General features: G+C 40.2%; 16 protein-coding genes. 1 reads left to right on the plus strand and 15 read right to left on the minus strand.

Going from position 1 to position 12,523, the window contains the following annotated elements; translation table 11 throughout:
- Positions 1-20: 20 nt before the first annotated feature.
- From H148_RS0105570 to H148_RS0105635, 14 genes are all read right to left on the minus strand, one after another.
- Entirely contained in the window at positions 21-746 is a 726-nt protein-coding gene (locus H148_RS0105570) for a hypothetical protein (protein ID WP_029033924.1), read from the minus strand.
- A gap of 42 nt (positions 747-788) precedes the next feature.
- Positions 789-2,012 (minus strand): GTPase HflX, encoded by a 1,224-nt coding sequence (gene hflX / locus H148_RS0105575; RefSeq protein WP_029033925.1) that lies wholly within the window; start codon positions 2,010-2,012, stop codon positions 789-791.
- A 125-nt stretch (positions 2,013-2,137) separates the two neighbouring features.
- Positions 2,138-3,037, minus strand: a complete 900-nt coding sequence (locus H148_RS0105580) for a DUF3078 domain-containing protein (RefSeq protein WP_029033926.1) — start codon at positions 3,035-3,037, stop codon at positions 2,138-2,140.
- A 121-nt stretch (positions 3,038-3,158) separates the two neighbouring features.
- A complete protein-coding gene (locus H148_RS0105585) occupies positions 3,159-3,665 on the minus strand; it encodes a DUF2480 family protein (protein ID WP_029033927.1) in 507 nt (168 codons plus the stop codon).
- A 27-nt stretch (positions 3,666-3,692) separates the two neighbouring features.
- Entirely contained in the window at positions 3,693-4,016 is a 324-nt protein-coding gene (locus H148_RS0105590) for an SUF system Fe-S cluster assembly protein (RefSeq protein WP_029033928.1), read from the minus strand.
- A 1-nt stretch (position 4,017) separates the two neighbouring features.
- Positions 4,018-4,443, minus strand: a complete 426-nt coding sequence (locus tag H148_RS0105595) for a SufE family protein (RefSeq protein ID WP_029033929.1) — start codon at positions 4,441-4,443, stop codon at positions 4,018-4,020.
- The gene (locus H148_RS0105600; protein WP_029033930.1) at positions 4,436-4,849 is read right to left on the minus strand and encodes an META domain-containing protein; all 414 of its coding nucleotides are present in this window, start codon (positions 4,847-4,849) and stop codon (positions 4,436-4,438) included. Before H148_RS0105600 ends, H148_RS0105595 begins: the two co-directional genes overlap by 8 nt.
- 11 nt (positions 4,850-4,860) lie before the next feature.
- A complete protein-coding gene (locus tag H148_RS0105605) occupies positions 4,861-6,099 on the minus strand; it encodes an aminotransferase class V-fold PLP-dependent enzyme (RefSeq protein WP_029033931.1) in 1,239 nt (412 codons plus the stop codon).
- Positions 6,100-6,120: 21 nt separating this feature from the next.
- Positions 6,121-7,434 (minus strand): Fe-S cluster assembly protein SufD, encoded by a 1,314-nt coding sequence (gene sufD, locus H148_RS0105610; RefSeq protein WP_029033932.1) that lies wholly within the window; start codon positions 7,432-7,434, stop codon positions 6,121-6,123.
- Between the two features lie 58 nt (positions 7,435-7,492).
- On the minus strand, positions 7,493-8,245 hold the full coding sequence (sufC, locus tag H148_RS0105615) for a Fe-S cluster assembly ATPase SufC (protein WP_029033933.1): 753 nt from the start codon (positions 8,243-8,245) through the stop codon (positions 7,493-7,495).
- Positions 8,246-8,267: 22 nt separating this feature from the next.
- Positions 8,268-8,678, minus strand: coding sequence for a hypothetical protein (locus H148_RS17305; RefSeq protein ID WP_051286231.1), 411 nt, complete (start codon positions 8,676-8,678; stop codon positions 8,268-8,270).
- A gap of 6 nt (positions 8,679-8,684) precedes the next feature.
- Complete coding sequence (gene sufB / locus H148_RS0105625) at positions 8,685-10,130, minus strand: Fe-S cluster assembly protein SufB (protein ID WP_029033934.1); 1,446 nt, start codon at positions 10,128-10,130, stop codon at positions 8,685-8,687.
- 41 nt (positions 10,131-10,171) lie between these two features.
- Positions 10,172-10,564 (minus strand): four helix bundle protein, encoded by a 393-nt coding sequence (locus tag H148_RS0105630; RefSeq protein WP_029033935.1) that lies wholly within the window; start codon positions 10,562-10,564, stop codon positions 10,172-10,174.
- A gap of 35 nt (positions 10,565-10,599) precedes the next feature.
- On the minus strand, positions 10,600-10,929 hold the full coding sequence (locus H148_RS0105635; protein ID WP_029033936.1) for a HesB/IscA family protein: 330 nt from the start codon (positions 10,927-10,929) through the stop codon (positions 10,600-10,602).
- 274 nt (positions 10,930-11,203) lie between these two features.
- On the opposite strand from H148_RS0105635, the gene thiL reads away from it, so the two are divergent.
- Complete coding sequence (gene thiL / locus H148_RS0105645) at positions 11,204-12,256, plus strand: thiamine-phosphate kinase (protein WP_029033937.1); 1,053 nt, start codon at positions 11,204-11,206, stop codon at positions 12,254-12,256.
- Here thiL and H148_RS0105650 read toward each other — a convergent pair.
- On the minus strand, positions 12,253-12,522 hold the full coding sequence (locus tag H148_RS0105650; protein ID WP_037324691.1) for a hypothetical protein: 270 nt from the start codon (positions 12,520-12,522) through the stop codon (positions 12,253-12,255). The genes thiL and H148_RS0105650 overlap by 4 nt on opposite strands.
- Between the last annotated feature and the right edge of the window lies 1 nt (position 12,523).

The following is a 12,523-nucleotide window of genomic DNA, read 5'->3' on the forward strand; positions in this document are numbered from 1 at the left end:
TTTCCTCAGTAGAGTAATATCTATTCCTTATAGGCCTCCGCATAAGGAGACCAGATTTCATAAATAGGATCTCCTTTAGAGCTTTTTCCGCTGTGATGCCACTCACCATCATTTACTTCATAATCAAATCCCAGGCTGGCTCCAACCCTGCTATCATCTCGTGAGAAAAATTCAATATTTTCTATGTATTTTCCATCTTCTGCGGAATAAGTCCCACCGCCGGTTCCAGAAAATTCACCTGTTGCTGAATTAAATGCCACCCATTGAAAACGATCCCCACCAAGGATTTTAATAGTTCTTCTGTCACCGGGAGTGCTGCGGCTCATTTCACCGTTTCTTTGTCTGCCTGTGATTACCCAATTTCCGGATAAATCGTCATACTCACGGGATATTCGTTTCCAGGTATAGGTGCTGCCATCCTGAGCCGTAAGAATAAATAAATTTTGTTGTAGCTCTGTGTCAAAATCTTTTGTTTTCCCGATTACAGAGGTATCCTGCGTATCAAAATCGTAAGTTTCCCTGTAGATCTCATCAAAAGAATATTCACCTCCGGTCGCACTTATAAATTTGTTCGTTCCGGTTTCCCTGGTGCCCTGAGCAAAATAATTGTCCATATAGATCCGTACGGTTTCCCGGTCATTAACCGGTTGATCATTAATTTCTATAAGTTGCCATGAACCTTCCAGATCCTGGGCAGCACTTACGGTAAAAAATAATAGTATGGGTAAAAAAAATAGTTTTCTCATAGGTAAGATATTAGATACCTAAAAATACCACATTTTCAGAAATTATTCTTCCTCATCTGTGTACGTATCGTATTCCGGATAAAGGAAATTGTTGTAGGGGAATCTGGTAATATGAATCTCCCGAACTGCATCGTACACCTTTTTCCTAAATTCTTCCATGTTCTCCTTGTTAAGTGCAGAAATAAAGAGAACATTGTCTCCCAAACGATTCATCCAGGTGTTCTCCCATTCTGCCAGAGTGTAATGGGAACTGGTTTTTTCGGTCATTAGATCATCTTCCTCAATCTTTTCAGCTTCATAAGCATCAATTTTATTGAAAACCATTAGGGTAGGTTTTTCAGCACTTTTAATCTCTGCCAGGATCTGATTTACCGAAGCAATATGATCCTCAAACTGAGGATGCGAAATATCCACTACGTGCAACAATAGATCTGCCTCCCGAACTTCATCAAGTGTAGATTTAAAAGACTCTACCAGTTGAGTGGGCAGCTTCCGGATGAATCCAACGGTATCTGTAAGTAGGAAAGGCAGATTTCTAATCACCACCTTTCTTACCGTAGTGTCCAGGGTCGCAAATAATTTGTTTTCAGCAAAAACTTTACTCTTGCTTATTACATTCATTAAAGTTGATTTCCCCACATTGGTATAACCCACCAGGGCAACCCTCACCAGCTGTCCGCGATTACCTCGTTGCACTTCCATTTGCTTATCAATGGTCTCCAGCTTTTTCTTTAAAAGGGAGATCTTATCACGTACAATACGTCTGTCAGTTTCGATCTCTGTTTCCCCGGGTCCTCTCATTCCAATACCACCTCGTTGGCGTTCAAGGTGAGTCCACATCCCGGCAAGGCGGGGCAGTAAATATTGATATTGTGCCAGTTCTACCTGCGTACGGGCGTAGCTTGTAGTGGCGCGCTGGGCGAAAATGTCTAGAATAAGGTTTGTTCTGTCCAGCACCTTACAATTTAAAACGTGTTCAATGTTTTTTTGCTGGGCCGGGGAGAGTTCATCATCAAAAATGGCAGTTCCAACTTCATTTTCGTTAATGTAGTTCCGCACTTCTTCCATTTTCCCGGAACCTATGAAGGTTTTCGGATCCGGGCGCTTCATTTTTTGGGTGTAACGCTTCACCACTTCCCCTCCTGCGGTGTAGGTCAGGAACTCAAGTTCGTCAAGATATTCTTCGAGCTTTTCTTCGTTTTGCTCCCGGGTGACGATCCCAATTAAAACTACTTTTTCGTATTCTAAATCGTTTCTTTCTAACATAAAAGATTGGCTATATCCACAAAGTTACACAAATGATTAGTACAAGCCGAAACAAGTACTAAACGGCGGTCTTAAACATTCGCCAAAAATAAAGCTGCTGAAGATTTCTTTTAAAAATACCCTTTTTAGAAGGTATAGGTAATACCGGCACCAAAGACTTCCCTTAATTGGAAAGCACCTACAGTATTATCATCGTAGATTGCCTGAAAAATTAAACTGGCAGTAAGGAAATCATTAATAGCCATATTAAGTTCCATCAGGTAATCCATATCTATATTTCCGGGAGAATCGAGATAATTTGAATAAAGGCTTAGAGAATTTGCTACAGAGACGTTTTCAACCAGTTCAACTTTTGCGTATCCCGTTAAGGAAGCACCAAATTCAAAACGCATGGTTTCTCCTTTATCAACTCCATAGTAATCTCCATCGACATATCCCGGGGCACTGGTAAAATCACCATCCACAAAAATAAACCGTAAAGTTGCCGGTGCGATATTAAAATGCAAATCGTCACTTTTATGCCAACCAATTCCGGGTCCGGATTTTAAAAAGGCCGGGGAGAAAAAATGGGAGTTTTCAGTGCGAGTAATCTCTCCTGTTTCAGGATTTTCGGAAAAAACATATCCACTGTCAAACTGCGACTGGAAATGGGCGAAAAATGAATAAAACCACTTGGTTTCTTTGATCTGTTTTCCCACAATTGAGTTTATTTCAAACCTGTCACTGGTCTTCCTGATAAATTCATCGGTTTTAATTTTGGTGAGTCCATAGGTGGCCCAGATTTTATTGTCCCAGGTGATATCATCCATCAGGTAATTGAAGCCGTAATTGAAAGTAAGATTTCCTGCGAGACTTGAAGTTCCTCCCCCGGCCCATTCTTCATTAAAAGCTGATTGGTTAAAAAGGAGTTGAACATTTCCTTCTGTAGTCCAACCTTCTTGCTGTTCTTCTGTTTCCTCCCCTTCCTGGGCCGAAACCGAAAAAACATTAAAAAATAAAAAAATGAATAGTAATTTTTTAAACATTCGCAGGAATTTTAAGTCTATACTGCTTTAGAAGAGTTTTATTAAAAAATTGTTTTTATGAAGGTTTAAATTTCTTTTCTAGTCCTTTAGCAAAAGGATCTTTATCTCTTTCTAATGATCATTATTGTTTCTTAAACAGGGGCACAGAAGAACAAGCTTCACCATACATGATGCTCCTGGCTACCGGCTGAAGTTTATTAATTAATAATAAATATGCATTCTGAGGCACGGGTTTCCTCGAGCAGCCTTTAATGATCACCGGTAGATCTGAATATTTAGAAACATCCAGTTCCTTTAAAACTTCGGTATAAAGTACTGTTTCCAGGGTTTCTAAATTTCCTACTACCGCCTTCTTCGCAAACGAAACGAGATAGGTACTCAAAAGCATGTAAGCCCATCCGGGAATTATAGCATCTGTGGAGCAGGTAAGAGCAACATATTTTCCTTCATATTGTGACCAGTCATAGGCTTTTGCAGTGGCTCTGAAGTCTTTTTCCCTTAGAACAAGCCCTTCCAAAAGCCAGTCTTTTATGTCAAAAACCACGCGCTCGCCTGCAGGATAAAGTTCCTCCAGGTCAATGGTCACAAGTTTGCTGTTGGCTACCCGGTTTACAATTTCTTCAGACATCAAAGTTGAGATCAATTAGGTGTTGGATTAAAGCATTCCGAGCTCCAGTTTAGCTTCTTCGCTCATTAAATCCTGGCTCCAGGGAGGATCAAAAGTAATCTCCACTTCGCAATCCTTTACTTCGTTCATGGATTTGACTCTTTCCTCCACTTCCATAGGTAGTGATTCCGCTACCGGACAGTTAGGAGTGGTAAGTGTCATAAGGATCTTGATCTCGTTGTCTTCGTTTACCATCACATCATAAATCAATCCCAGTTCGTATATATCAACAGGAATTTCGGGATCGTAAATGGTTTTTAGTACCGTTACAATTTTTTCTCCCAAAACTTCCGAATTCTGTGCGTGTTCCATTTTAATTCAATTGCGTTTGATATGCCACAGCATACATTTTTAACTGCTTTATCATACTTACCAGGCCATTGGCACGGGTAGGTGATAAATGTTCCTTTAATCCTATCTCATCGATAAATGTCGTATCTGCCTCAATAATGTCTTTCGGATGTTGATTGGAATAGGCTCTAATGAGAATAGCAATAATTCCTTTTGTGATGATTGCATCACTGTCGGCTGTAAAGATCAGGCGGTCACCTTCGAGATTAGCGTGGACCCACACTTTGCTTTGACAACCTTTTATGAGGTTATCTTCAGTTTTATATTTTTCCTCAATGAGGGGAAGAGACTTTCCAAGTTCGATCATGTGTTCATACCGCTGCATCCAGTCGTCAAACATTTCAAACTCGTCCACGATCTCATCCTGTATTTCTTTGATATTACTCACTTTGGTCAATTTTTATTAAAGTCATTAAAGGTACGTCATTGTTAGAAAAAACGACAATTTCTTTCCCATTATGATCCAGCCGGGAAGCCTTTTCAAGGGAAGAGAGAATTTGTTTTTCAATTTCCATTTTCCCCTCGCAAAATTTCCTTGTATTCATGGGGGTGGAAAATTCAACATTGTTTCCCTGCTGATTATAATGAGCTGAAAATCTATTACACCCGGCATTTCCCGAAAGTCTGTTACCCACAGGACTAAAATTAAAAATTATATCGTTGGGCAGGGATTGATCCCCCTTAATTTCTGTAACCCTGTAATCTCCATCCAAAGGTTCTTCTGCTACAGTATCTGCTGCATTTGCGCATGAAATTAGTATCAGGGAAGATATGAAAAACAAGATTTTCCTCATAACCTGATCTTTTAAGATAACATTGTTTTTGCTCTTTTAACGGCTTCTATAAATTTATCGATTTCCTCTTTAGTATTATAAAATGAAAAGGAAGCTCTTACTGTACCGGGAATTTTATAATAATCCATTACAGGCTGCGCACAGTGGTGACCGGTACGAACGGCGATACCTAATTTATCGATAATAGTTCCTATGTCGTATGGATGAATGTCTCCTATATTAAAAGATATGACTGCCGTTTTTTCTGCGGAAGTTCCATAAATCCTCAGTCCTTCTATCTCCAGAAGCTTTTCTGTAGCATATTCCAGCAATTCGTGCTCGTATGTAGCGATATTTTCAAAGCCAATGGCATTCATGTAATCCAAAGCGGCTCCAAAGGCAATTCCGCCGCAGATATCCGGAGTACCGGCTTCAAATTTGTGAGGAAGATCTGCGTAAGTAGTGTTTTCAAAGGTTACGGTGGCGATCATTTCGCCTCCGCCCTGGTAGGGGGGTAGTTTCTTTAACCACTCCTCTTTACCATAGAGCATTCCTACTCCTGTAGGTCCGCACATTTTGTGAGCTGAAACCACGTAAAAATCCACATCCAGCTCCTGGACATTGGCCTTAATATGTGGGGCTGCCTGGGCTCCGTCCAAGAGAACAGCGGCACCTACATTGTGAGCTTTCCGGATAATTTCCTCAACAGGATTTATGGTACCCAAAGCATTGGAAACGTGATTTACAAAAACAAGCTTTGTCTTTTCAGAAAGAAGTTTTTCATACTCCTCCATGTTTAGGGTACCGTTGTCATTCATTGGAATAACCTTCAGCTTTGCACCGGTTTTCTCGCAGAGCATTTGCCAGGGAACAATATTGCTGTGATGTTCAAGGGCCGAAACTATGATCTCTTCGTTTTCCTTCAGGAGGGAAGAAAATCCGCTGGCAACAAGATTAATCGCGTGTGTAGTTCCCGACGTTAATATGATCTCATGTGATTTATCCGCGTTAAAATGCTTTTGCACCTTAATTCTTGCCTGCTCATAAGCGTCTGTAGCTTCTTGTGACAAGGTGTGTACCCCGCGATGAATGTTTGCATTATAGCGGCTATAATAGTCAACTATGGCATCTATTACCTGCTGCGGAGTTTGCGATGTTGCCGCATTGTCGAAATAAACCAGGGGTTTTCCATTCACCTCGCGGGAGAGGATCGGGAAATCCTTTCGGATAGATTCGACATCAAAATTAACTTTGGTAGAGGCAACTTTCATTAAAATGATTTTAAATTGGGGCTATAAGCTGTAGCCTACATTAACGCCAAGTTTTAAAGCAATTATTTTGGTGATCCTCGCCTTAAGTTCGGGAATTTTCACACTCTCCAATACATTATTGGCAAAGGCATACATTAACAGTGCCCTGGCTTCTTTAAGGGGGATTCCGCGGGAACGAAGATAGAACAAGGCATCATCGTCCAATTGTCCAATAGTACAGCCGTGGCTGCACTTCACATCATCGGCGAAGATCTCCAGTTGTGGTTTAGAGTTAATCGTCGCTTTATCATCAAGGAGAATATTATTGTTAGCTTGAAAGGCATTGGTTTTTTGAGCCTCCTTATTTACAATGATCTTTCCGTTAAAGACGCCTGTAGAAGATTCTCCAAAAACCCCTTTATAATCCTGGTGACTTTCACAGTTAGGTTCGATATGATGCACAAGTGTGTTATGATCTACATGCTGTTTTCCCCCGATTACTGTAATACCCTTTAAAGTAGAATCTATACGCTCTCCTTTTTGATAAAAATTGAGATTGTTACGCGTAAGATTTCCACCAAAGGAAAAAGTATGAACTGAACAATTACTTTCCCGGTGCTGCTCAATGAATGTATTATCGATCAATGAAGCCTGGTGGTTGTCATTTTGGATCTTGTAGTAATCAACAATAGCACGTTTGTCGGCGTAAATTTCAGTTACCGAATTCGTCAAAACAGGATGATCTGTAAGACTTTGATGCCTCTCTATGATCTGTACATGAGAATTTTCCCCCACGACAATAAGGTTTCTTGGCTGTACCAAAAGTGCCGACTCATTTCCTGTAGAAAAATTGATCACCTGGATAGGCTTATCGGCCATCGTGTTCTTCGGGATATTAATGAAGGCGCCTTCCCTTGAAAATGCTGTGTTGAGCGAAGTAAGGCTTTCCTTTGGCGCTACAGTATTAAAGTAATTGTCAATAATCGGCTTGTACTTCGAACTGTTTAATGCAGAAGACATAAGGCAGGCATCAATCTTTTCGTGTGTTGTTGCCGACAAATGAGAAGCATAAATTCCGTCTATAAAAACTATTTTATAGGTATCAATGTCATCAATAAAATATTTCTCAACATCCCGATAATCAATGGTGTCCTCTTTTTTTGGAAACACTGTATAATCATGCTTCAATACCTTGTTTAACGAAGTGTATTTCCATGCTTCCTGCTTCCTGGTGGGAAATCCCTTTTCTTCAAAATCCTTGATTGCCCGGCTTCTTATTTCGTGGATGTCTGTATGCATATCCACATTCTCTTCAAAAGCCAGAAATGAGGAAAGCAATTTATCTTTTAGCTCCATTGTTCTTTTTTCTTACTCCCCAAAAAGGGGAAAATTAAAAGGTTTTTCTCCTGCGTTCTTACGCTCCTACTTCTTCTTTAATCCAGTCGTAACCTTTTTCCTCCAGCTCGTAAGCCAGTTCTTTTCCACCAGATTTTACAATTTTACCGTCAAGCATCACGTGTACAAAATCTGGAATGATATGATCCAGTAACCTTTGATAGTGCGTAATTACCAAAGTGGCATTATCTGGTCTCCTGAGTTTGTTGACCCCATTGGCCACAATTCGAAGAGCATCAATATCCAAACCTGAATCTGTTTCGTCAAGGATAGCCAGTTTTGGCTCCAGCATCGCCATTTGAAAGATCTCATTCCTTTTCTTTTCCCCTCCGGAAAAACCTTCGTTAAGCGAGCGGGAAAGAAATTTGCGATCGATCTCTAAAAGTTCAGATTTTTCACGGATTTTCTTCAGCATTTCGTTAGCCGGCATATCTTTCTCGCCTCTGGCTTTTCTGTTGGCATTGATCACAGTACGCATAAAATTGGTCACTGTGACCCCGGGAATTTCCACCGGATATTGGAAAGAAAGAAATACACCTTTGTGAGCTCTTTCTTCAGGATCAAATTCGGTAAGTTCCTCCCCTTCAAAAATGATTTCTCCGCGGGTCACTTCATATTCTTCTTTTCCGGCAATTACAGAAGAAAGTGTACTTTTCCCGGAACCATTAGGCCCCATGATCGCATGTACTTCTCCCGCATTTATTTCGAGATCAATGCCTTTTAATATTTTAAGACCTTCAACTTTGGCGTGTAAATTCTTTATTTTAAGCATAATTTCTATATTTCCTGAAGTTTCAGGGTTTATCTATGTCTTTTTTTAATCTTGGAGTACTTGCAGTGTCGGGAACTTTGGCTGAAATTTCCAGGATTTCTTTAATTTGAACCAGCTCTTCCCAACCATTCTGCCCGGGATTTTGAACTATTTTTGCTTTTACCTTTACCGGAATCATGTCAAATTCATCCCTTTTAAACGGGGCCACACTATCCGCCAGTTTGCGGCTTATGGAATCCATTTGAACCCCGTATATAAAATCTTTACCCTTTAGTACTCCAGCATCTGAAAGAAAAATAAAATCTCCGTTTATTGTAGGAATACTGTCCTTGATCACCTCAGTTTGCTGTTCGATCTCTTCATGCGCAGACTCTTCTCCACACCCCGCGAACGTTAAAACAACTGCCAGTAATGCTAAATAAACTAATCTCATAACTTCTTATCCTACAGATCCTTCAAGGGAAATTTCCAGTAATTTCTGTGCTTCCACTGCAAATTCCATTGGCAATTTATTTAGTACTTCCTTGCTAAAACCGTTTACTATAAGAGCAATGGCTTTTTCGGTGTCGATTCCTCTCTGGTTACAGTAAAAGATCTGGTCTTCACCAATTTTACTGGTGGTTGCCTCGTGTTCTACTCTAGCCGATTTATTTTTCGTCTCGATGTATGGGAAAGTATGCGCCCCACATTTGTTACCCATTAAAAGGGAATCACACTGTGAAAAATTTCGGGCATTTTCGGCTTTACTATTGATTTGTACAAGTCCCCGATAACTGTTCTGGCTTTTTCCTGCCGATATACCTTTTGAAATGATTGTGCTTTTGGTGTTTTTCCCAATGTGGATCATTTTTGTTCCGGTATCTGCCTGTTGATAATCGTTTGTTACCGCAATAGAATAGAATTCTCCTACCGAATTATCACCTTTCAAAATACAACTCGGATATTTCCATGTCACTGCCGAACCGGTTTCCACCTGGGTCCAGCTAATCTTGGCATTCTTTTCACAAATTCCGCGTTTGGTAACGAAATTGTATACTCCACCTTTTCCTTCTTTATCCCCGGGATACCAGTTCTGGACAGTTGAATATTTTATTTCGGCGTCATCCAGAGCAATCAGCTCAACAACTGCAGCGTGTAATTGATTCTCATCCCTCGATGGCGCAGTACAACCTTCTAAATAACTTACATAACTGCCTTTATCGGCAACCACTAAAGTTCTTTCAAACTGGCCGGTTCCTGCCTGATTAATCCTGAAATATGTCGACAATTCCATTGGGCATCTTACACCTTTCGGAATGTAACAGAAGGACCCATCACTAAACACTGCTGAATTTAATGCAGCATAAAAGTTGTCCCTTTGAGGGACTACAGTTCCGAGATATTTTTTCACAAGTTCCGGGTGCTCCTGAATGGCCTCACTCATCGAGCAGAAAATAATTCCTTTTTCGCCAAGAGTCTTTTTGAAAGTTGTGGTCACAGAAACTGAATCCATTACGACATCTACCGCCACTCCTGCGAATTTTTTCTGCTCATCAAGAGAAATTCCAAGTCTTTTAAAAGTGTCCAGTAATTCCGGATCAACTTCATCAAGGCTGTCGTATTTTGGCTTTTTTGAAGGCGCAGAATAGTAGGAAATGTCCTGAAAGTTGGGTTTTTTATAATGTACGTTAGCCCAATCTGGTTCTATCATCTGCTGCCATGCCCTAAAAGCTTCAAGGCGCCAGTTGGTCATCCATTCCGGCTCATTTTTCTTGAGGGAGATTGCGCGTACTATATCTTCATTAAGCCCAACAGGGAAAGTATCAGATTCAATATCGGTATAGAATCCATACTTGTACTCTTTACTGTCGAGCTCTTTCTTTAAATCATCTTCTGTATATGCCATCTTCTTATGTTCCTGGTTTAAAGTTCAAGGTTTAAGGTTTTTCATCCTCTAAACTTCGTTCGTTTTAAATCACTTTTTTGCAGATAGTTAATGAAGGAGCTTATCTGCTTGCTCAATAAGATCAGTTTTTCATAAAGAAGATCAAATTCTTCTTTTGTTATATATTCCCTGTCCGAAGCACGATATAATTGGGATCGTGTTTCTCCACAGGATGCTTTTGCCACAGCAAGGAATTGAATAAATTCCCTGTTTCCATTCCTTTCAAATCCTTCAGCAATATTATCCATTATAGATCCTGAAGAACCATTAATTTGGTTGTAAAGTTTATAATCAGATTTAAGCTCTGTATTCTGTTTAATTCTGAAGATGTCATCGCAGATCTTCCGGGCACTTGTCCCAATCTCCAGATCTTCAAAACTTTTTACTGTCGCCATTAACCTTGAACTATAAACCTTGAACTTTGAACTAATTAGAGCGAAAAGCTTTCCCCACATCCACAAGTCCTGTTGGCATTAGGATTATTAAATACAAAGCCTTTGCCGTTTAAGCCACCGGAGTATTCCAAAATGGTTCCTGCCAGGTATAAAACGCTTTTCTTGTCTACCACAATCTTTACATCATTATCTTCAAAAAGTCGGTCTTCTTCTGCCTTCGAATGATCAAACTTTAGCTCATAAGAAAGACCCGAACAACCACCGCTCTTCACTCCCACGCGAACAAAATCCTGCATAGCATCAAACCCGTCCTCCTGCATGAGCATGGCAATTCTTTTTTTGGCACTTTCACTTACCTTTATCATTGCTTATAAAGATTAATTCTAAATTAAGTGCAAATATAATACAAACAATAGGTTTAACCATGGTAAAATCTATCAGAAAAAAGAATTAGTTCATTAGCATCCGCTATTTGCTGTACTTCCAGGGCTTATGGGATTTTTCAATGTAACAGGTTCATTTTCAGAATTAAATGAAAAAATTAGTGTTGGGTTATCTTCCAAAAATGTGTTTTTGACCACATCCTTCTTTGAATGAACATTTAAGCCCTAATTTTGCAGAAATTTATGTATTAAGATTATGTTTGAAAATAGTCGGGAAAGCAGAACGAACCTTTCGGAATATGGAGAATTCGGTTTAATTGAGCATTTGACGCGCAATTTTACCATTACTCCTGAAAACACTTTAAAAGGCATTGGTGATGACGCTGCTGTGCTGGATTATAAAGATGAGAAGGTGGTCATTACTACAGATCTTCTGGTTGAAGGAGTACATTTTGACCTGGCATATATGCCACTGAAGCATTTAGGATATAAAGCGGTGATGGTTAACCTTTCAGATTTGTACGCAATGAATTCAAAAGCCCGACAAATCACAATATCTATTGCTGTTTCCAATCGTTTTCCTGTCGAGGCCCTTGAAGAACTTTATGCTGGAATTGAACTTGCGGCAAAGCTTTATAAAGTAGATGTTGTTGGAGGCGACACTTCCTCATCAACCTCGGGAATGATCATAAGTGTTACCGCCCTGGGTGCAGCAAAAGAGGAGGAGATTGTTTACCGGAGCGGAGCAAAGGCTAATGATCTACTGGTGGTAACCGGAGATCTTGGAGCTGCTTACATGGGCTTACAGATTTTAGAGAGGGAAAAGCAGGTATTTAAGGTGAACCCAAATTCCCAACCCGATCTCGATCCTTACACATACCTTATTGAGCGACAATTAAAACCTGAAGCCCGCCAGGATATTCCGCCACTTTTCAAAGCATTGGATCTCCAGCCGACATCCATGATCGATATTAGTGACGGATTATCTTCTGAAACTATCCACCTGTGTAAGAATTCGGGAACAGGAGTAAATCTTTTCGAGGAGAAAATCCCGTTGGATCCTTCGGTTATTTCGGTTTGTGAGGAATTTGAACTTGACAGTACAACAATTGCACTAAGTGGTGGAGAAGATTATGAGCTTCTTTTTACCATTGATCAGGGAGATTACGACAAAATAAAAGCCAACCCTAATTTTACTGTAATTGGCCATATGACTGAAGAGAGCGAAGGAATGCACCTGGTAACCCGTGCCAATCAAAAGATTGAGTTGATCGCCCGCGGCTGGAATGCAATGAAGAGCGAAGATTAAGAAGCCCTGGAAAGTCCTTTTTGCGCAAATATTTTTCTTGAACATCTGCGTTGGTGAATCTTGGCGATATAAGCATTAGTCTCCCTGAATTTAGGAGTGAGCTTGGCTATAAAACCTTGAGCAGTATCAGTCACTTCTTCTCCGCAGCGGGTGCATTTATACTCCTTGATATGATCTGTAATATTTTGAGAAACCGTAAAACGGTGATCAAAAATGGCGCAAATCCAAGCCTTGGGAGAAAACAAAAGGGGCTTTTTATATTCCATT

The sequence above is a fragment of the Salinimicrobium terrae DSM 17865 genome, assembly GCF_000424665.1.
Classification (GTDB): Bacteria; Bacteroidota; Bacteroidia; order Flavobacteriales; family Flavobacteriaceae; genus Salinimicrobium; species Salinimicrobium terrae.